The organism is Sphingobium sp. BHU LFT2, assembly GCF_018604485.1.
In the GTDB taxonomy this organism is placed as follows: Bacteria; Pseudomonadota; Alphaproteobacteria; order Sphingomonadales; family Sphingomonadaceae; genus Sphingobium; species Sphingobium yanoikuyae_A.
On the sequence record NZ_JAFCGW010000001.1, the window covers coordinates 842,068 to 861,260 of the forward strand.

Annotated in this window: 24 protein-coding genes; 18 read left to right on the top strand and 6 right to left on the bottom strand. The window is 65.2% G+C overall.

Going from position 1 to position 19,193, the window contains the following annotated elements:
• The first annotated feature begins 115 nt into the window (after positions 1 to 115).
• The 8 genes from JQK15_RS04175 (at position 116) to JQK15_RS04210 (ending at position 5,912) form a co-directional block, all read left to right on the top strand.
• Positions 116 to 1,462, top strand: coding sequence for a M48 family metalloprotease (locus JQK15_RS04175; protein ID WP_214863984.1), 1,347 nt, complete (start codon positions 116 to 118; stop codon positions 1,460 to 1,462).
• On the top strand, positions 1,459 to 2,226 hold the full coding sequence (locus tag JQK15_RS04180; RefSeq protein ID WP_172438739.1) for a DsbA family protein: 768 nt from the start codon (positions 1,459 to 1,461) through the stop codon (positions 2,224 to 2,226). The genes JQK15_RS04175 and JQK15_RS04180 overlap by 4 nt, the downstream gene beginning before the upstream one ends.
• Positions 2,227 to 2,396: 170 nt before the next feature.
• On the top strand, positions 2,397 to 2,531 hold the full coding sequence (gene rpmH, locus JQK15_RS04185; protein ID WP_004210039.1) for a 50S ribosomal protein L34: 135 nt from the start codon (positions 2,397 to 2,399) through the stop codon (positions 2,529 to 2,531).
• Complete coding sequence (gene rnpA, locus JQK15_RS04190; RefSeq protein WP_502956786.1) at positions 2,528 to 2,965, top strand: ribonuclease P protein component; 438 nt, start codon at positions 2,528 to 2,530, stop codon at positions 2,963 to 2,965. Before rpmH ends, rnpA begins: the two co-directional genes overlap by 4 nt.
• The gene (gene yidD / locus JQK15_RS04195) at positions 2,962 to 3,174 is read left to right on the top strand and encodes a membrane protein insertion efficiency factor YidD (RefSeq protein WP_004210035.1); all 213 of its coding nucleotides are present in this window, start codon (positions 2,962 to 2,964) and stop codon (positions 3,172 to 3,174) included. Before rnpA ends, yidD begins: the two co-directional genes overlap by 4 nt.
• A 35-nt stretch (positions 3,175 to 3,209) precedes the next feature.
• On the top strand, positions 3,210 to 4,916 hold the full coding sequence (gene yidC / locus JQK15_RS04200) for a membrane protein insertase YidC (protein WP_214863637.1): 1,707 nt from the start codon (positions 3,210 to 3,212) through the stop codon (positions 4,914 to 4,916).
• A gap of 41 nt (positions 4,917 to 4,957) precedes the next feature.
• A complete protein-coding gene (yihA, locus tag JQK15_RS04205; protein WP_004210031.1) occupies positions 4,958 to 5,605 on the top strand; it encodes a ribosome biogenesis GTP-binding protein YihA/YsxC in 648 nt (215 codons plus the stop codon).
• Between the two features lie 4 nt (positions 5,606 to 5,609).
• Positions 5,610 to 5,912 (top strand): alkylphosphonate utilization protein, encoded by a 303-nt coding sequence (locus tag JQK15_RS04210; RefSeq protein WP_097385317.1) that lies wholly within the window; start codon positions 5,610 to 5,612, stop codon positions 5,910 to 5,912.
• 6 nt (positions 5,913 to 5,918) lie between these two features.
• Here the strand turns inward: JQK15_RS04210 and JQK15_RS04215 are convergent, their stop codons facing one another.
• A complete protein-coding gene (locus JQK15_RS04215; RefSeq protein ID WP_004210027.1) occupies positions 5,919 to 6,470 on the bottom strand; it encodes a 2'-5' RNA ligase family protein in 552 nt (183 codons plus the stop codon).
• A 119-nt stretch (positions 6,471 to 6,589) separates the two neighbouring features.
• Here JQK15_RS04215 and JQK15_RS04220 point away from each other — a divergent pair, with 119 nt between their 5' ends.
• Both JQK15_RS04220 and JQK15_RS04225 read left to right on the top strand, forming a co-directional pair.
• Positions 6,590 to 7,024 carry a pyridoxamine 5'-phosphate oxidase family protein gene (locus tag JQK15_RS04220; protein ID WP_214863639.1) on the top strand — a complete coding sequence of 145 codons (435 nt, stop codon included), beginning with the start codon at positions 6,590 to 6,592 and terminating at the stop codon, positions 7,022 to 7,024.
• 8 nt (positions 7,025 to 7,032) lie between these two features.
• Positions 7,033 to 7,419, top strand: coding sequence for a DoxX family protein (locus JQK15_RS04225; protein ID WP_353047182.1), 387 nt, complete (start codon positions 7,033 to 7,035; stop codon positions 7,417 to 7,419).
• Between the two features lie 3 nt (positions 7,420 to 7,422).
• Here JQK15_RS04225 and JQK15_RS04230 read toward each other — a convergent pair whose 3' ends face one another.
• Positions 7,423 to 8,661: an aminotransferase class V-fold PLP-dependent enzyme gene (locus JQK15_RS04230; protein WP_214863641.1), complete on the bottom strand. Its 1,239-nt coding sequence runs from the start codon at positions 8,659 to 8,661 to the stop codon at positions 7,423 to 7,425.
• 151 nt (positions 8,662 to 8,812) lie between these two features.
• On the opposite strand from JQK15_RS04230, the gene JQK15_RS04235 reads away from it, so the two are divergent.
• Positions 8,813 to 10,861 (top strand): carbon starvation CstA family protein, encoded by a 2,049-nt coding sequence (locus JQK15_RS04235; RefSeq protein WP_214863643.1) that lies wholly within the window; start codon positions 8,813 to 8,815, stop codon positions 10,859 to 10,861.
• Positions 10,858 to 11,043 (top strand): YbdD/YjiX family protein, encoded by a 186-nt coding sequence (locus JQK15_RS04240; RefSeq protein ID WP_010336890.1) that lies wholly within the window; start codon positions 10,858 to 10,860, stop codon positions 11,041 to 11,043. Before JQK15_RS04235 ends, JQK15_RS04240 begins: the two co-directional genes overlap by 4 nt.
• Positions 11,044 to 11,057: 14 nt before the next feature.
• On the opposite strand, the gene JQK15_RS04245 is transcribed toward JQK15_RS04240, so the two are convergent.
• Together JQK15_RS04245 and JQK15_RS04250 are read right to left on the bottom strand one after the other, a co-directional pair.
• The gene (locus JQK15_RS04245) at positions 11,058 to 11,975 is read right to left on the bottom strand and encodes an XdhC family protein (RefSeq protein ID WP_214863645.1); all 918 of its coding nucleotides are present in this window, start codon (positions 11,973 to 11,975) and stop codon (positions 11,058 to 11,060) included.
• Positions 11,976 to 12,044: 69 nt separating this feature from the next.
• Complete coding sequence (locus tag JQK15_RS04250) at positions 12,045 to 12,713, bottom strand: S24 family peptidase (RefSeq protein WP_069335686.1); 669 nt, start codon at positions 12,711 to 12,713, stop codon at positions 12,045 to 12,047.
• 115 nt (positions 12,714 to 12,828) lie between these two features.
• On the opposite strand from JQK15_RS04250, the gene JQK15_RS04255 reads away from it, so the two are divergent.
• Together JQK15_RS04255 and JQK15_RS04260 are read left to right on the top strand one after the other, a co-directional pair.
• The gene (locus JQK15_RS04255; protein WP_069335687.1) at positions 12,829 to 13,014 is read left to right on the top strand and encodes a hypothetical protein; all 186 of its coding nucleotides are present in this window, start codon (positions 12,829 to 12,831) and stop codon (positions 13,012 to 13,014) included.
• Positions 13,011 to 13,352, top strand: coding sequence for a hypothetical protein (locus JQK15_RS04260; protein ID WP_214863647.1), 342 nt, complete (start codon positions 13,011 to 13,013; stop codon positions 13,350 to 13,352). Before JQK15_RS04255 ends, JQK15_RS04260 begins: the two co-directional genes overlap by 4 nt.
• A gap of 39 nt (positions 13,353 to 13,391) precedes the next feature.
• On the opposite strand, the gene JQK15_RS04265 is transcribed toward JQK15_RS04260, so the two are convergent.
• Both JQK15_RS04265 and JQK15_RS04270 read right to left on the bottom strand, forming a co-directional pair.
• Positions 13,392 to 14,534, bottom strand: a complete 1,143-nt coding sequence (locus JQK15_RS04265) for a hypothetical protein (RefSeq protein WP_251007536.1) — start codon at positions 14,532 to 14,534, stop codon at positions 13,392 to 13,394.
• 12 nt (positions 14,535 to 14,546) lie between these two features.
• Complete coding sequence (locus JQK15_RS04270) at positions 14,547 to 15,770, bottom strand: TIGR04063 family PEP-CTERM/XrtA system glycosyltransferase (protein ID WP_072893493.1); 1,224 nt, start codon at positions 15,768 to 15,770, stop codon at positions 14,547 to 14,549.
• A 101-nt stretch (positions 15,771 to 15,871) separates the two neighbouring features.
• Here JQK15_RS04270 and JQK15_RS04275 point away from each other — a divergent pair, with 101 nt between their 5' ends.
• From JQK15_RS04275 to JQK15_RS04290, 4 genes are all read left to right on the top strand, one after another.
• Complete coding sequence (locus JQK15_RS04275; protein ID WP_004210005.1) at positions 15,872 to 16,009, top strand: hypothetical protein; 138 nt, start codon at positions 15,872 to 15,874, stop codon at positions 16,007 to 16,009.
• Positions 16,002 to 17,366: a putative O-glycosylation ligase, exosortase A system-associated gene (locus tag JQK15_RS04280; RefSeq protein ID WP_214863650.1), complete on the top strand. Its 1,365-nt coding sequence runs from the start codon at positions 16,002 to 16,004 to the stop codon at positions 17,364 to 17,366. Before JQK15_RS04275 ends, JQK15_RS04280 begins: the two co-directional genes overlap by 8 nt.
• On the top strand, positions 17,363 to 18,076 hold the full coding sequence (locus JQK15_RS04285) for a hypothetical protein (RefSeq protein ID WP_214863652.1): 714 nt from the start codon (positions 17,363 to 17,365) through the stop codon (positions 18,074 to 18,076). The genes JQK15_RS04280 and JQK15_RS04285 overlap by 4 nt, the downstream gene beginning before the upstream one ends.
• Before the next feature lie 78 nt (positions 18,077 to 18,154).
• A complete protein-coding gene (locus JQK15_RS04290) occupies positions 18,155 to 19,162 on the top strand; it encodes a DNA topoisomerase IB (protein WP_214863654.1) in 1,008 nt (335 codons plus the stop codon).
• Positions 19,163 to 19,193: the final 31 nt, after the last annotated feature.

A 19,193-nucleotide genomic window follows, 5' to 3' on the forward strand; every position in this document is an offset into this window, starting at 1 on the left:
TCCAGCCCCAGGGGTCGGATGGCGGCGTTTTTTCGTGGCTTCACTTGATGTTCAGGGCGAGAAGGGCATAAATCGGGCCAATGCCTGTTCCCCTTCCCCATCAAGGCTTTGCATGATGACGCGGTGGCTGCGCCTTGCCGCGCTCCTGCTGGGGTCGCTGATGCTGATGGCGCGGCCGGCGCTGGCCCAAAGCATCCTGCGCGATGCCGAGACCGAAGCCTTCATGGCGGACATGTCGGGCGATCTGGTCAAGGCGGCCGGCATGCAGCCGCGCAATGTCCAGGTGATGGTGATCAACGATCCGGAGATCAACGCCTTCGTCGCGGGTGGCCAATATGTCTGGGTGCATAGCGGGCTGATCGCGCAGGCCGACAATGTGAACCAGTTGCAGGGCGTGGTCGCGCATGAACTGGGCCATATCGAGGGCGGCCATGTGATCCGCACCGACGGCATCAAGGAAGCGACCAGCATCACATTGCTGAGCCTGGTGCTGGGTGCAGCGGCGATCGCGGCGGGCGGCGCAGAGGCCGGCATGGGCATCATGGGCCTGGGCCAGCAGGTCGGCATGTCCAAATATCTCGCCTTTTCCCGCGCGCAGGAAAGCTCCGCCGACCTTGCCGGCGCGCGCTATCTGAGCGGCGCGCATCTAAGCGGCAAGGGCAGCCTGGAATTCTTCAAGAAGCTGCAGAACCAGGAATATCGCCTCGCGATTCCGCAGGACAATAGCTATGGCCGCACCCATCCGCTGTCGGGCGAGCGCATCAATGTGCTGCGCGAAGTCTATACCGTCGATCCGGCCTGGGACAATCCGCCCAATCCGCAGCTGGAAGCGCGGTTCGAGCGGATCAAGGCGAAGCTGATCGGCTTCGTGTCCGAACCCCAGCAGACGCTGCTCAAATATCCCGAGAGCGACCGGTCGATCCCGGCCCATTATGCGCGCGCCTATGCCTGGCATAAAAGTGCCTATCCCGAGAAGGCGCTGAGCGAGGCGGACGCGCTGCTGACGGCAGCGCCGCATGACCCCTATTTCCTGGAGCTGAAGGGCCAGATCCTGCTGGAGAGCGGGCGACCGGGCGAGGCGATCCCACCGCTGCGCGAGGCCGTCGCCAAGACGCAGCAGCCGTTGATCGCGGTGTTGCTGGGCCATGCCCTGATCGCCACCGAGGATGAGAAAAATTACGCCGAGGCCGAAACCGTGCTGCGCAATGCGATCGCGCGGGACCGCGAAAATCCCTTCGCCTGGTATCAACTGGGCGTCGTCTACGAGCATCGCGGCGACACGCCGCGCGCCGCGCTGGCCAGTGCCGAGCGCTTTTCGATGATCGGGCAGGACAGTATGGCGCTGCGCAGTGCGGACGCGGCAATGCAGGGTTTGAAGCCCGGAACGGTTGACTATCTGCGGGCGCAGGATATCGCGATGGTCTCGCGGGCTGCCGTCGAGCAGAAGCGGAAGAAGAGATGACACAAGAGACCCGGCCCAGCTTTCGTGCGGCCCTATCCAACAGGAAAATGCAGATGACCCTGGGCGCCCTCGCCTTGATCGCTGGCGCCGCCGGCACCGCCCTTGCCGTGCAGGCGCCCGGCAGCGTCTCCACCGGCGACAAGGCCGCGATCGAAAAGATCGTCCACGATTATATATTGGAGCATCCCGAGATCATCCCGCAGGCGATCGAGAAGCTGCAGGCCAAGCGGATGGAAGGCACGATCGACGCGAATCGCCAGACGATCGAGACGCCCTATGCCGGTGCATGGGAAGGCGCGGCTAATGCCGACGTCACCGTGGTCGAATTTTTCGACTATGCCTGCGGCTATTGCCGCGCCTCGCTGCCTGACCTTGCAAAGCTGGTCGGCGCCGACGCCAAGGTGAAGATCGTCTATCGCGAACTGCCGATCCTGTCGGAGGAAAGTTCCGACGCGGCCAAGGTGTCGCTGCTGGCAGCCGAGCGCAATCGCTACATGGCCTATCACAAAGCGCTTTATGCCGCCGGCAAGGTGACCCGCGAATCGATCATCGGCGCCGCCACCCAGGCCGGCATCACCAAGGCCGATGCCGAAGCGGCGATGGCGTCGAGCAAATATGATGCCGAGCTGCAGTCGAACATCGCCCTCGCCCAGAAGCTGCAGGCGAGCGGCACCCCGACCTTCGTCATCGGCAATCAGGTGCTGAACGGTGCGGTCGGCTATGATTCGCTCAAGGACGCCGTGACGAGCGCCCGCGGCAAATAAGCCCGACGGCGGTTCGGGCGGGATAAGCAGGAGTTTGCGGGGAAGCGCGGCGCAGCGCCATTGACTTCCCCGCCCCATTTCCCTATCGGACGGCCCCTGACTTGCGGTCGCCCCGTGTGGCGGCCCTTTTTTGTCATACCTGATTCTCTAGTTTGTTTGAGGAATGAACGATGAAGCGCACTTTTCAGCCGAGCAATCTGGTTCGGAAGCGCCGTCACGGTTTTCGCGCTCGCATGGCGACCCCCGGTGGCCGCAACATCATGCGCGCCCGTCGTGCCCGCGGCCGCAAGAGCCTGAGCGCCTGAGCGACCTGACGCCGCCGGCCGCGCCTGCCATCATGGGCAAGCGCGCGGATTTCCTGGCGGCGAATCGGGGCCGACGCGCGCCCATGCCGGGATTCGTCCTGTTGGTGCGTGAGCGCGGCGATGGCGATCCGGCGATGCGTATCGGCATCACGGTGACCAAGAAGATAGGCGGCGCTGTCATCCGCAATCGGATGAAGCGCCGTTTTCGCGTCCTGGCACGCGAACTGCTGCCTGTGCATGGTGTGGCTGGTGCCGACCATGTGCTGATCGGCCGTGCCGAAGGCGTGGAGCGCGACTTCGCGCTGCTGCGCGGCGAACTGGAAAAAGCGCTGGGCAAGATATTGACCCGGCCCGAAGGCCAGGGCCGCCCGCCCCGCCGCAAGGGTGATACCCGTCCCGCGCCCAAAGCCGCGAAGACCGGCCAGCCGGCATGATTGCCCGGCTGCTGATCCTGATCGCGCGCGCCTGGCAGCTGGGTCCATCCCGCATCCTCCCCCCCACCTGTCGCTATGCCCCCTCCTGTTCGGAATATGCGATCCAGGCCGTCGGCAAATATGGTGCGATCAAGGGTAGCTGGCTGGGGTTCAAGCGGCTAATGCGTTGCCACCCATGGGGTGGTTCGGGCTATGACCCGGTCCCCTGAGACATTGACGAGTATAGACGGCGGAGCCGAATAGCGTGGACGACAAGAAGAATATCATTCTGGCGGTGCTGCTGACCGCCGCGATCCTGTTCGGCTGGCCCTATATCTCCGAACATTTCTTCCCGGCGGCCAATCCGCCCGCGACGAAGATCGAGGGCGGCAAGACCACCCCGCTGACCCCGGCGGGCGAGGCCCCGGCGCAGGATGCATCGACCGCGATCCGCGATCGCGCGCTGGTGCTGAAGGAAACGCCGCGCGTCGCCATCCGCACGCCCAAGATCATAGGCTCCATCAACCTGAAGGGGGCGCGCATCGATGATATCGTGCTGCCGACCTACAAGGAAACGATCGCCAAGGATTCGCCGGCGATCCGCCTCTATAGCCCCAGCGGCACCAAGGACGCCTATTTTGCCGGCTTCGGCTGGCAGGGCGAGGGCATCAAGACCCCGGATGCCAACACCTTCTGGACCGCCAGCGGCACCGAACTGACCCCCACCAGCCCGGTCACGCTGAGCTGGAACAATGGCGCGGGCCAGAATTTCGAGATCCGCTATTCGATCGACGAAAACTACATGATCTCCGCCGCGCAGAAGGTGTCGAACAGCGGCACCGGCGCGATCGCGGTCAAATCCTATGGCTATGTCAGCCGTGCCGCCCCCTCGGCCGATCCCGACACCTGGACCATCCATGTCGGCCCGATGGGCGTGTTCAACGGCGCGGCCAATTATGACGTGAACTACAAGGATCTGGAAAAGGGTCCGGCCAGCCAGAGCTTCCAGTCGACCGGCGGCTGGATCGGCTTCACCGACAAATATTGGCTGTCGGCGCTGATCCCCGACCAGAAGGACGCCTTCACCGGTCAGATGCGCAAGGGTGCAGGCACCCAGTTCCAGACCGACATCGCGCTGGCGCCGGTCATGCTGCCCCCCGGCAAGGCGATGACCCAGACCAACCGGCTGTTCGTGGGCGCGAAGGAAGTGAAAACGCTGCAGGCCTATGAGCGTGCCGGCGTGCCGCTGTTCGACCGCGCGATCGACTGGGGCTGGTTCTACTGGTTCGAGCAGCCGATCTTCGCGCTGCTGCACTGGCTGTTCGAGACGCTCGGCAATTTCGGCGTCGCCATCATCTGCCTGACCTTCTGCGTCCGCGCCCTGATGTTCCCGGTCGCCCAGCGCCAGTTCGCCAGCATGGCGGCGATGCGCGCGGTGCAGCCCAAGATGAAGGCGCTGCAGGAGAAATATAAGGACGACAAGCAGCAGCTGCAGCAGAAGATGATGGAGCTGTACAAGCAGGAGAAGGTCAATCCGCTGGCCGGCTGCCTGCCCATCTTCATCCAGATCCCGATCTTCTTCGCGCTCTACAAGGTGCTGCAGCTGACGATCGAAATGCGCCACCAGCCCTTCGTGCTGTGGATCAAGGATCTGTCCGCACCCGACCCGCTGCATATCCTGAACCTGTTCGGCCTGCTGCCCTTCACCCCGCCCTCCTTCCTGGCGATCGGTGTGCTGGCGCTGCTGCTGGGCATTTCGATGTGGCTGCAGTTCAAGCTGAACCCGGCCCAGATGGACCCGATGCAGCAGCAGGTGTTCGCGATCATGCCGTGGATGATGATGTTCATCATGGCGCCGTTCGCCGCCGGCCTGCTGGTCTACTGGATCACCAACAACTGCCTGTCGATGGCGCAGCAATGGTGGCTGTACAAGCGCCACCCCGTGCTGAACACCGCGACGGCCACCAAGTAAGGAAAAGGAAATCCTCCCCGAAAGGGGGGGATTTTTTCGATATGACAGAAGACGACAACACCGCCCTGATCGAGGAAGCCCGCAAGCTGTTTTCCGGGCCGATCAGCTTCCTGAAATCCGCGCCGACGCTCGACTATCTGCCCGACATGGCGGTGAACGAGGTCGCCTTTGCCGGCCGTTCCAATGTCGGCAAATCGTCGCTGCTGAACGCGCTGACCAACCGCAATGGCCTGGCTCGCACGTCGAACACACCGGGCCGGACGCAGGAACTCAACTTCTTCGACGTCGGCGATCCGCTGCGCTTCCGCCTGGTCGACATGCCGGGCTATGGCTATGCCAAGGCGCCCAAGGATCTGGTCAAGAAGTGGCGGTTCCTGGTGAACGACTATCTGCGCGGTCGCGCGGCGCTCAAGCGTGCGCTGGTGCTGATCGACAGCCGCCATGGCATCAAGGATGTCGACACCGACATGCTGGACATGCTGGACGGCGCGGCGGTCAGCTATCGCATCGTCCTGACCAAGAGCGACAAGATCAAGGCGAGCGAACTGGTCGCCGTGACGCAGCGCACCGCCGATGCGATCCGCAAGCGCCCGGCCGCCCATCCCGAGATCATCGCCACATCGAGCGAAAAGGGCATGGGCATCCCCGAACTGCGCGCCGCCGTGCTCGAAGCCGTGAGCCAGGGATAAGCCGATGGCCGACGATGACTATGTCTATGACGAGGCGAGCGGCGAATGGATCAGCGCGGCTGATGCCGCGGCCAGGGCCGATGCCGGCGATGCCGTGGAAGTGCGCGATTCGGTCGGCAATCTGCTGGCCGATGGCGACCAGGTGACGTTGATCAAGGATCTGGTGGTCAAGGGCGCCGGCCAGACGCTGAAGCGCGGCACGCTGATCAAGTCGATCCGCCTGACCGGCGACCCGCAGGAAATCGACTGCCGCTATGACGGCATCAAGGGGCTGGTGCTGCGCGCGGAGTTCGTGCGCAAGCGCTGAGCGCGTTCAGAACAGGCTATATTGGCCGCTGCCGCGCAGCGGCCATCGCCCCAGCAATTCATGATGGGTGCGGCCGACATGGCTGCATAGCAGCACGAAATCCTCGACCCGCCAGTGAAAGCCGCTGATCCGCTGGGTGGCCGGGGCGCCGTCGCGATAATAGAGCGTCTGGTGCGGGTTGAAGCTCCAGCCCGGACGCGCGCCCACCCCCGCCCGCTTCATCGCCAGCGCCACCTTGCGCTGCAATTCCCGGAGCGGCGGCAGTGCATGCGCCGGTCGCAGCGCGGCCGACCGGCCCCCCTCGCTCAACTGATCCAGCGACAGATCGAACGGATCGGCCAGGATGCCGGTGAAGCTGCGGTGCATCGCCTTCACCAGCGCATAGGGATAGTCCGGCCAGTCGTCGGTGATCCCCAGCGTGATATGCTGGTGCGCCGGCAGGATACGATGGGCATCGGGCGCCAGCGTCTCGGCGAAATGGTCGATTTGCCGCGTGATGCGGGTCGGCGGCTTCAGCGCCACGATCAGGCGATAGAGCGACGGCGTGCGGGCAAGCATGGCGAACATCCTCCGAATCGGATATATGTTCACTATATGTTCTTTTCGTCCTCCTGACGAATCCGACGCATCCGAATCCGCTCTGTCAGCGTTGAACCGGGCAGAAGAGGAGAGCGACCATGGCCCAGCAGACCATCGCCACCCTGGCAGACAAGATGCAGCATATCGATTTCGCGATGCTGTCTACCCATACCGAGGATGGCCAGATCGGCGCCCGGCCGATGAGCAACAATCAGGACGTCGCCTATGGCGGCGACAGCTATTATTTCACCACCGAAGACACGTTGATGGTGAAGGATATCGAGCGCGATCCACGGGTCGGCCTGTCCTTCCACGGCAAGGGCGGCCTGCTGGGACAGCGCCCCCTGTTCATCGCGGTCGAGGGCCGCGCCGACCTGATCCGCGACCGCAGCGCCTTTGAAGCGCATTGGAACCCGGACCTGGAGCGCTGGTTCGCGCAGGGCGCCGACACGCCCGGCCTGGTGATGATCAAGGTCCATGCCGAACGCGCCCATTATTGGGACGGCGAGGATGAGGGCGAGTTGGAGCTGTAGCCGTTACCGTGCGCGCCATCGCCCGGATCGGGCTGGCGCTTGCCTATGCGGTCACGGGCGCGGCGCATCTGATGCGGCCAACCGGCTTCGTCGCGATCACGCCGCATTGGGTGCCAAAGCCGGAAACCGTCGTCGCCCTGACCGGCATCGCCGAATTGGCCGGTGCCGTCGGGCTGATGTTGCCGGCCACGCGCCGCGCCGCCGCGATAGGGCTCGCTCTCTATGCGCTGTGCGTCTGGCCGGCCAATTTCAACCATGCCCTGCACGACATAGCGCTGGGCGGCGTGCATCTGAGCTGGTGGTATCATGGCCCCCGGCTGGCGTTGCAGCCGGTCATCATCTGGTGGGCGCTATGGGCCGGCGCGGTAATCGACTGGCCATTCCGCCGACGATAACGGTCAGGCCTTCGCCAATAGGTCCGCGATCAGGGCGATCTCGTCGGCGCTGTTGTAGATATGGGGCGAGAAGCGGATGGTCGGCTTGCCGTCCGCCTTGGACGGGGCGACCACCACCTTGCCCTGGGTCCACAGATGGTCGCGGATCGCCAGCACATCCTTGCCGGCAAAGGCCGGGGTGATGACAGGGCCGGTCAGCCCCTTGGTGGTCGTGCCGACCAGCTTCGCACCCGGCACGCGCAGCACCATGTCGCGCATCTGGTCGCCGATGGCGAAGGCGCGGCGCTCCACCTCCGCCTCGCCGATCGCATCCAGCGCATCGAGCGTTGCATCGATCGCGATCAGCTTGGGATCGTCGCGCTGGCCCAATATCTCATATTTCTGCGCGGTATCGAGATTCTTCTCGTCGGTCAGCCAATAGCCATGGCTGAGCATGATCGGCTGGAGCTGCGCCTGACCTTCGCGCCGGACATAGAGGATGCCGCCCTCCAGCGGCCCCATCATCCATTTATGGGTGCTCCCCGAATAGGAATCGACGCCGAGCGCCGGCAGGTCGAGCCGCAGCCAGCCGAAGGTCTGGGCGCCATCGCCGTGCAGCCAGATGCCTTTGGGCCGAGTCAGCGCAGCAATCTGCGCCAGCGGAAAGATCATGCCGGTGACGTTCGACATGTGCGACAGGAAGATGGCGCGGGTACGCGGCGTGATGGCGGCGGCGAACAGATCGACCACCGCCTGGGCCGAGGTCGCATAGACCGGCACCGGCAAAATCTTGAGCACCAGCCCCTCGCGCGCAGCGCGCAGCTTCCATGTCTCCAGGGTCGAGGGATGGTTGTGGTCGGTCAGGATCACCTCGTCCCCGGCCTTGAGTGCCAGGCCGCGCACGGCGACCGTGTTCGCCTCGCTGCTGTTGCGGACCAGCGCGATTTCCTGCGCACTGACGTTCATCCGCTTGCCCAGGCGCGCGCGCAGGGCATCGGCGGCTGCCGGATATTTGGTGCGATATTGAGGCGAGGGATTGGCCTGGAACGCCTGCGTCTCGCGCTCATACGCGGCGATCGCGCTGCGGAAGGCCGGGCCGATATTGGCGGCGTTGAAATAATGGATGTCGGGCGCCAGCAGCAACTGGTCGCGCATCGCATTGCCCGTTGTCGCGCCCCGCGCCGCCAGCGGCAGTGCCGCCCCCACGACCGCCGCCGCCTGCAACAAGCCCCTGCGCGAAACGTCCTTGCTCCGGTCGGTCATGCGATGCCTCCTGCCCTGTTCACCCGATGGACGAACGAGCGCGACCGAATCCCCTAATCCCGACAGGCGCCTAACCCAGACTGGCGGTTGTCTTTCGGGGGGAGCGGCCTAGTGTGGCGCCCAATCCCTATCCCGAACCGTTGAGAGAGCGATGACCCGGCATATTCCATGGATCCTGACTGCGCTGGTGGGCGCGGTGTCGCTGGCGGTCGTCGCGATTTCGCGCGGCGAGACGGTCAATGCGCTGTGGATCGTGGTCGCTGCGGTCAGCTGTTTCCTGGTCGCCTATCGTTACTATGCGCTGTTCATCGCGCGCGAGGTGATGCGGCTCGATCCGGCCCGGCCAACCCCGGCGATCCGCCGCGCCGATGGCCTCGACTATGTCGCGACCGACCGCACCGTGCTGTTCGGCCATCATTTCGCGGCGATCGCCGGAGCCGGGCCGCTGGTCGGGCCGGTGCTGGCGGCACAGATGGGTTATCTGCCCGGCACGCTGTGGATCATTGCCGGCGTCGTGCTGGCCGGCGCGGTGCAGGACTTCATGGTCCTGTTCATCTCCATGCGCCGCGACGGCAAGTCACTGGGCGAACTCATCCGCATGGAAATGGGCCAGGTGGCAGGCACGATCGCGCTGTTCGGCGCCTTCATGATCATGGTGATCATCCTGGCCGTGCTGGCGCTGATCGTGGTGAAGGCACTGGCGGAAAGCCCCTGGGGCATGTTCACCGTCGCCGCCACCGTGCCGCTGGCCATGGCGATGGGCGCCTATACGCGCTGGATTCGGCCCGGTCGGATCGGCGAGGTGTCGATCCTGGGGCTGATCGGCCTGCTCGCGGCGATCGTCTATGGCCAGGCGATCGCGCAATCGCCGGTCTGGGGGCCGATCTTCACCTTCACGCCCGTGCAGTTGTGCTGGATATTGATCGGCTATGGCGCGGTGGCGTCGGTGCTGCCGGTCTGGCTGCTGCTGGCGCCGCGCGATTACCTTTCGACCTTCCTCAAGATCGGCGCGATCGCCGCGCTGGCGATCGGCATCGTCATCATGGCGCCGCCGCTCAAGATGCACGCCGTCACCCAGTTCGCTGCCGGCGGCGGCCCGGTCTGGTCGGGTGGCCTCTTCCCCTTCCTGTTCATCACGATTGCCTGCGGTGCGGTGTCCGGCTTTCATGCGCTGATCGCCAGCGGCACCACGCCCAAGCTGATCGCGACCGAAAGCGACGCGCCGCTGATCGGCTATGGCGCGATGCTGATGGAGGCGTTCGTGGCGATCATGGCGCTGGTCGGCGCGTCGATCCTGGACCCCGGCATCTATTTCACGATGAATAGCCCGGCTGCCGTGATCGGCACCGATCCTGCCAGCGTGTCCGCCGCCGTCACCGCCATGGGCTTCCCGATCAGCCCCGACGTCATCGTCCAGACGGCGAAAGATGTCGGCGAACATACGATCATCAGCCGGGCCGGCGGCGCGCCGACGCTGGCCGTGGCGATGGCGGAAATCTTCAGCCATGTGTTCGGCGGCCCGGCGATGAAGGCCTTCTGGTATCATTTCGCCATATTGTTCGAGGCGCTGTTCATCCTGACTGCGGTCGATGCCGGCACCCGCGCCGGCCGCTTCATGCTGCAGGATCTGATCGCGCTCGCCGTGCCGAGCTTCAAGGACAGCAAGAGCCAGCTACCCGGCTTCATCGCCACGGGCCTGTGCGTCGCGGCCTGGGGCTTCTTCCTTTATCAGGGCGTCACCGATCCGCTGGGCGGGGTGAACACGCTATGGCCGGTGTTCGGTATTTCCAACCAGATGCTGGCGGCAATCGCGCTGATGCTGGGGACCGCCGTGCTGTTCCGCATGAAGCGCGACCGTTTCGCCTGGGTGACGATGGTGCCCGCCGCCTGGTTGCTGATCTGCACATTGTCGGCCGGCTTCCTGAAACTGTTCTCGGCCGATGCGAAGGTCGGCTTCCTGGCCCATGCCGCCAAATATAGCGCCGCCCTCGACAAGGGCGAGATACTGGCGCCGGCCAAGTCGATGGCGGAAATGCGCCAGATCCTGTTCAACGATTATGTCGATGCCGGGCTGGTTGCGATCTTCCTGGCTGTCGTCCTGTCATTGCTGGTCTTCACCATCCGGACGTGCATTGCCGCCCGCGGTTTCGCCGCGCCGACCGCGCGCGAGATTCCGGCGCAACTGGTCACGACGCCATGAGCCAATTTCTCCAGACGCTGCGGCGCATGGCGCATCTGATGGTCGGCCAGCCGGACTATGACGCCTATCTGCGCCATATGCGCGACCATCATCCCGGCCATGCGCCGATGGACCGCACCGCCTTTTTCCGGAATCGACAGGAGGCGCGCTATGGCGGGAAGAATGGCGGGAAATGCTGCTGATCAACGTCCTCTGATCAGCGGCGGGCGTTAAAGCCGGCAACCATCCCGGCGGTGATCGACAGGGCGATTTCCGCCGCCCCGATCGCGCCGATGTCGAGGCCTGCTGGTCCATCGATCCGGGCGAGGTCGTCCGCGCCGAAGCCCTGCGCCGCCAACCGCTCAAGCCGCGCGGTATGGCTGCGCCGGGAGCCCAGCGCCGCGACATAGCCGGTCGGGGCGGCGAGCGCCGCGATCAGCGCGGGATCATCGATCTTGATGTCATGGCTGAGCGTCACGACAGCGGTGGATTCGCCGGGATAGCGCGCGGCGATCGCCGCGTCGGGCCAGCGATCGTCCAGTTCGATGCCGGGGAAACGCTCCGCCGTCAGGAAGCGGCCGCGCGGGTCGATCACCACCGGTGTGACGTCGATCGCCTGCGCCAGCGCAGCGAGCGACTGGGCAATCTGTACCGCGCCGACGATCAGCAACCGGCGAGGCGGATCATAGCGGTTGAGAAACTGCCCCTCGACCGCGCCCTCGCGGGTGATGCCTTCGTCCAGATCGGTCGACAGCGTGAGCGCCCGGCCGCGCGAGCTTTCCGCCGCGATCCGGTCGAACAGGTCGGGGGCAAAACCACCCTCCCCCACCGGCTGCACCAGCACGCTGATCTCGCCGCCGCAGGGCAGGCCGACCTCCCACGCATCGCCATCAGCCACCCCATAGCGCGCGACATGGCCGGGCCGGCCGGCAATCACTTCGGCAGCGCGCTGCAACACATCGGTCTCGACACAGCCGCCCGATATGCTGCCCTCCAGCCGGCCATCCTGATGCACGATCATGTGGCTACCGCGCGGACGCGGCGCCGATCCCCAGGTCGACACGACGGTTGCCAGCGCCATCGGCGCACCGCGCCACTCGATCGCCTTGCGGATCACCGCGCCATTATCGTTCATGATCCAGCCTTCCCCTGTTTTCCTAGACATAGGAAAGGCACGGCGCCTTTCAAAGACGAACCAGGCTTCTCAGACCAGCCGCCTGCCTGTCCAGACGACCCGGCCGACGATCGCCACCATCGCCGGATCGATATCGGTCCAGTCGGGATAATGGGGATTGTCGCTCAACACGCTGAACCGGCCGCGCAACGGCCCCATCGCCACCCGCTTGACCATCAGCACGCCGTCGAGCCGCAGCACATAGACACCGTCACGCAGGCGATCGGCGTCATCCTCATGATCGACCATGATGTCGTCGCCATCGTTGAGCGTGGGCGCCATCGATTCGCCATCGACCCGGATGATCGACACGCGCTGCGGCCGCACGCCCAGATGCCGTAGCCATTGCGCGTCGAACGCCATCACACCCGCGGTACGCTCATCCTCATCCAGCGAGCCCGCGCCGGCCGAAGCGCCAAGCGACAGGCGCGGCACTGCCACCACCGCCGGCAGGCCGCGCACACGCGGGATCGGTGCGCCGACCGGCACCGGGCTGCCCAGCATCGTTTCCGCCACGCCGAAATAGCGCGCCAGAATACGGCGATCCGCCTCGTCCAGCTTGCGCGGCGTGCCGCGCTTGATGAACTGCTGAATATAGGCGGGATTGCGCCCGATCAGCCGTGACAGATCGGCATAATTTTCCCCGCGTTCGACGATCAGCCGATCGAGGGCAGTCCGGGCGTCCTGCGCTTCATCCATGTTGCATCCATAATGATAGGAATTTTCCTAGACAAGTAGGAAAATGAATATGAGATAGGAAATTGCCTATTGATTCGCAGGGGGCGAATCGGCTCGACAAAGGAGAGGTCCGTCCATGCTGTTGCGCACGATCGAGAAATTCCTGCGAGACTATCAGATAGCGCCGACCCGTTTCGGTCGCGACGCCGTGCGCGATCCGCGCCTGGTCTTCGACCTGCGCATGGGGCGCGATCCGGGCGATCGAGTAAAGAGGCGCGTAGAACATTTCATGAACGAATATCGCAGGAGCTTGGGCCAATGACAAGCGCCGACATGCTGCGCACAAGCGCAAATCTGGTCCGTAATCGAGCAGGAGAGCGGCGCGAGGCCGATCCACTGGCCCAGTTACTGGTCCAACTGATCGCCCGAATTGGCGAGCCGGCGACGGTCGAGCGCGCGGTCAGCCGCCCCTGGGCCAGCGCCCTGTTCGAAGGGCGCCGCCATGTCATCTTGTTGCGGGTGGCGGGCGGCAGCCTGCGCGCGCGCCGGGAGGCGCTAGCCAGCGAATTGCAGGATGCGGAATGGACATTGCCGGGCCATTTCGTCGCCGACATGGTGATCGACGACCTGCGCGGCGACGCGGAAGGCGAATGGATCTAGCTGTCCGCCCTCACCATCCGCGACTGGTAAGACGGTCCTTTAGCGGGGACGCCCGGTCATGGTGCGCAGCGTGCCGAGCGCGGCACGCTGCGCATCCTCGACATCTTCCGACACGGCTTCACGCACCGGCACCGCCGAGGCGATCGGCATGTCGGCAATGACGCGCGGCGCGGTCGCCGGTCGGCCACGCTGGACCAGTGCCCGCTCTAGCCGCTCGGTCAGTTCGGTGATCGACAGGTTGTCGATGCTGCGCGCGCTCGGGGCGGGCGATGCCTCCGCCCTCGGAACGAAAGGTGCAGGCTCGGGCGCAGGATCGAACGCCTGGATCGGTTCTGCGATCACCGGTTCCGGGACGAAGGCAGGGGCCTGCTCGACGACCGGCTCCGGTGCGATATCGGTCGGCTCTTCGTCGAAAGCGGCAAATTCCGCCACTGCCTCTTCTTCCCAGGGCTCGAATATAGCGTCTTCCGGCGGCGCGAACGGCGCGCGGCCGAGCGGGATCGGATTGGCCGACAGCGCCGGCATGGCGTCGAACGGACGCGAGAAGGCGGGCGCGGGCGCGATCGCCATATCCTCGACCGGTGCCTCTTCATGCGGGGTCGGCATGGCAAAAGCGGCCGGCGTCTCCATGCGCACCACCGTCGCCGCCACCGGCTCTACCGGATCACTATCGACCACCAGACGACGACGCCCCGATTCCGGGCGCGCGAAGATATCGGCGCCGCCAAAATCGCGGCTGGCAAAGATCGGAGGACGGGGCGGCGCGTCGGGATGCGCGTCGGCACGGCGCTGCGCGGGCGCGGCCTCTTCGGCAGCGGGCACATTGCGTCCGCGGGCAAGCGCGGTCAGCTTTGCAAATGCGAAACCCATTTTTCTTGCTCCTTGGGCGTCTGGATGACGCCTTCCGCTTATTCTCAAGCGCCTGTGCGGCGCATCCGATCCATTTCGCCGCACCGCGGCCACAATTCCTACACTCATCAGCGCGGCAAAACCGGCCAGCAGCAATCTTGCCTTCATGCCCAGCGGCGGACCGGCCGCCGGGATCGTCTCGCTCAGACCGCTCGACGCGACCAGCATTTCCATCCAGCCGACCGGCAGGGTCAGCACCACCAGGGCGCCGCAGCCTGCCGCGACCAGCGCCATGATGGCCAGTCCTCGCATGGACGGTGTGAACTTCGGCATCGCCGCCGTTCCTCAGGCCGCCTTTGCGGTCGAGTCGCGTCCCAGAAGTCGCTGGTAAACAGGCTCATAACGCAAAATGTTTGACGACCAGTTACGCTCCCTCTCAACGAAATCGCGCGCCACGATGCGGCGTTCGTCCCAGAAGCCGCGATCCGCGAACATGCCTGCCAGCGCCTGCGCAATCGCGGCCGGGTCGTCCGGCGCGAACAGGGTGCCGGTCACGCCATCCTCGATCAGTTCGCGATGGCCGCCGACGCTCGACGCGGCGACGAGTCGCCCCTGCGCCATCGCCTCCAGCGGCTTCAATGGCGTCACCAGATCGGTAAGGCGCATCGCCTTGCGCGGATAAGCGAGGACATCGACCTGGGCATAATAATGTTCGACCTGGTCGTGCGGCACCCGGCCGACAAAGACGATATGATCAGTGAAAGGCGAGGCCAGCGCCTGATCGCGCAGCGCCTGTTCCATCGGCCCGCCGCCGACCAGCAGCAGCTTGGCCCTGGGCCGCGCCCGCACGAGTCGCGGCATGGCGGCGATCAGGTCATCCAGCCCTTCATAATCATAGAAGCTGCCGATGAAGCCGACGACATCCGCCCCCTCGAGCCCCAGCTTCGCGGTCAGGGCCGGATCACGCGGCACCGGTGCGCCGAACTGATCGAGATCGACGCCATTGGGCGACACGGTGATCTTGGCCGAGTCGATTCCGCGCGCAACCAGATCGGATCGCAGCCCTTCGCAGATGACGGCAACCGCATCGGCCGCACGGACCGCATGGGTTTCGAGCTGGCGGGTCAGCCAGTAGCGCGGACTGCCTTCGGTCCCGGTGCCGTTGCCGACCGCCGCATCCTCCCAGAAGGCGCGAATCTCGTAGATCAGGGGAATGCCGTGGCGGCGCGCGACTCGCTGCGCGGCCATGGCGTTGAGCACCGGCGAATGGGCATGGATGATGTCCGGCCGCCACTGGCGCACCAGCGACTCGATGGCATCGGCATGGGCGGAAATGTCGCGCCACTCGCGCAGCAACGCATTGCCGCCGGCCGCTTCACCCGGCGTGCGGTGGAAATGCAGGCCGTCGACCAGTTCCTCCTGCGGTCCCGCCGCGACATGGCGTCGGCCGGTAAGCCCGCGCACGTCCCAGCCCTTGGCCAGTTGCGCGCGCAGGATCGCCCGCGTGCGGAACGTATAGCCGCTGTGCATCGGCAGGCTGTGATCGAGAACGTGAAGGATACGAGTCATAGCGGTAACTTTTTGCCGAAAAAGGTTTAACGCCCCGTCAACTCTGTCACGCTAGGGATTTTCCGGGGCAAGAGTCCAGAACCGGCAGATCAAAACACGCAATGATTGATACCCTATCCCTGCTGATCAGCCATGGCGTCATCCTGCTGGCCGCCTGGCGGCTGCTGTCGCGCCCGGACCTGGATCGCGACATCGACACCCCGCCGGCATCGCCGGACGGAGACGCCGCCGATGCGTGACCTGTTCTTCATCGCCTTCCTGGGCGCCTTCTTCCTGATGGGATTCAAGCGGCCTTTCCTGCTGGTCATCATCTACGCCTATATCGACATCGTTTCACCCCAGCGGCTCTGCTATTATCTGCTCAATTCGATCCCGATCTCGCTGATCGCCTTCGTCTGTGCTGTCGGCGCCTGGATAGTGGTGGACGACAAGAAGGATTGCCGCTTTTCCGCGCGGCAGGTGCTGCTGCTCGTCCTGCTTGCCTGGTGCGGTTATACGACCGCGACCGCCGATTTCCCGATCAACGCCGCGACCAAATGGGCCTGGGTATGGAAGGCGATCGTCTTTGCCGTGTTCCTGCCGCTGGTGCTGCGCACGCGGCTGCGGATCGAGGCGCTGGCGCTGTTCATGGTGCTGTGCGCGAGCACGATCATCATCAATGGCGGCATGAAGACCGCGCTGTCGGGCGGCGGCTATGGCGTGCTCAATCTGATGGTCGACAATAATAGCGGCCTGTACGAGGGCAGCATCATTTCCTGCGTGGCGATCGCGCTGATCCCGATCATCCTGTGGCTGACCCAGCATGGCACCATCTTTCCGCCCGACTGGAAGGTGAAGGCCTTTGCCTATGCCTTGTGCCTGGCCTGCATGCTGATGCCGGTCGGCACGGAAGCGCGCACGGGTCTGGTCTGCCTGGTGATCCTGGCCGGCATGATGCTGATGCGGTCGAAGCGCAAATTCGTCTATGGCCCGCTGCTGGCCTTTGCCGCGCTGGCCGCCATCCCCTTCCTGCCCGCCAGCTTCACCAAGCGGATGCAGACGATCGAGAATCACCAGGGCGACGAGAGCGCCTCCACCCGTGTCGCGGTGTGGATGTGGACGCTCGACTATGTGAAGACCCATCCGGGCGGCGGTGGCTTCGACAATTATCTCCAGAACAGCTTCACCTATTTCGCCCAGAGCGAGGTCGGCGATGGCGACGAGAAGCGGATCGAGCGCCGCCTGGTCACCGACAAGGGCCGTGCCTATCACAGCGCCTATTTCGAGATGCTGGGCGAACAGGGCTATTTCGGCTTCTTCCTGTGGGCGCTGCTGCACCTGAGCTGCTTCATCCGCACCGAATCGATCCGCCGCATGTATCGCAAGCGCGACGGACCGGATGAGGCCTGGATCGCGCCCTTCGCCGTGGCGCTGCAGCAGGGCCATGTCGTCTACATGATCGGGTCGCTGTTCGTGGGCATCGCCTATCAGCCTTTCATCTTCATGATGCTCTCGCTCCAGATCAGCCTCGACACTTATTTGACCCGCAAGCGCAAGGACGCCGGACGCGTGCCGTTCTTCGAACAGCCTGGCGCGCAGGCGGGAGTGACGGCATGACCATGGAATTGCGGATTTTGGGCTGGCTTCAGGGACTGATGCTGGGATTGATCCTGGCTGCCCCGCTGCTGTCCCCCGCCTATATGCCATGGGGCGTGCAGATGCTGTTTGCCCTGTCCGCCTTCCAGTTGCGGCAGGCCGACCGACGCTGGGCATTGCGGCCGGGCATGACCGGCTGGGTCAGCCATATCCGCATGGCGCCGTCGCGGATGCTGCCCTGGGCGGCGAGCGCGGTCGTCGCCTTCATCGCGGACGGCGCGGGCGCAGCAGCCCCCGGCGCGATCCTGCTGGCGGCGCTGACCTGCGAATTGCTGCTCTATCCGCTGCTCACCCGCCTGATCGGCGGCTGGCAGTGGCGCCGTGCATCTCTGGCGATGATCGGGCTGATCGCCGCCTGCGCGATCGTGCCGGCCGGAGCGATGCAGAATATCGCCATGTTCGCGCTGGGCGTCACGGGCTGCCTGTTCTGGCTGCGCGGACCCGACGGCGACCTGCGGGCGACGCTGGCGGCCTTTGGCGGCGGGTTTTCGGCCATCATCCTCGCCTTTGCCATGCCCGCCACCATGATGCTGGCCTTCCCGCTGGCAGTCATCAGCCTGATCGTCGGCTGCGCCCAGGCGACGACGGTGCGCCGTCCGTTGCTGCCCTGGACCGGCCATTATGGCGGGGGCACCGGCTGGCTGCAGCGGCTGCGATCGCGCCCGTCCTGACAGCGCCGGGCAGGCTGCACGCGGAACGAAGCCGATTATCACGGGTTGGACCGGGAGAAAGAAGGTCGCCCGGTTCCCATGTCGTCCCCCGCCATCATCCACAGCCATGACGGCATGCCCGGCATCAGCCGGCGCGCACTGAAGCAGGGATGGGCCTATCGCGCGGCGGACGGCAGCCGCATCACCGACCGCGACGAGATCGACCGGCTGAATGCGATCGCCATGCCGCCGGCCTATCGCGACTGCTGGTTCTGCCCCTCCCCCCGCGGCCATATCCAGGCGACCGGCTATGACGAGCGGGGGCGCAAGCAATATCGCTATCACCCCGATTTCCGGGCTGCGCGCGAGGCGGAAAAATATGCCGGCTGCCCCGCCTTCGGCCGTGCCCTGCCACGCTTGCGGGCGCAGATGGAAGAGGATCTGTCGCGACGCGGCCTGCGCAAGGCGCGGACGATCGCGGCGGTGGTGCGGCTGCTGGACCTCGCCAAGCTGCGGGTCGGCAACGAACATTATGCCACCACCAACAAGAGCTTCGGCGCGACCACGCTGCGGCGGCGGCATGTCGACCTGAATGGCCGCAGCCTGACCCTGCGCTACCGCGCCAAGTCCGGCAAGGAACAGCAATTGAGCATCACCGACAGCCGCCTGCTGCGATTCGTGCGGGCGGTGCAGGATCTGCCGGGCCAGCATCTGTTCCAATATCTGGACGAGGATGGCGAGGCGCATCCGATCAGTTCGAGCGACGTCAACGCCTATATCGCGCAGGCTATGGGCGGCGACTTCACCGCCAAGCATTTCCGCACCTGGGGCGCATCGACCATCGCCTTCGAGACGCTGGCGGCGGGCCATGTCTCGCTCAAGGAGATGATCGAGCCGGTCGCGACGGCGCTGGGCAACACGCCGGCGATCAGCCGCAAATCCTATATCCACCCCGCCCTGATCGCCCTGTGCAAGGACGGACAGGATGAATGGCGGCAGGGGCTTCGCCTGCCGCGCCGGACGCGCTATCTGTCGCGTCACGAACGCGGGCTGATCGCGTTCCTCGACGATCTGGCCAACGCGCCCCCGCTGGCAGCGGCGGCCTGATCGAGCCCACGGACCATCAATCAAGGATCAG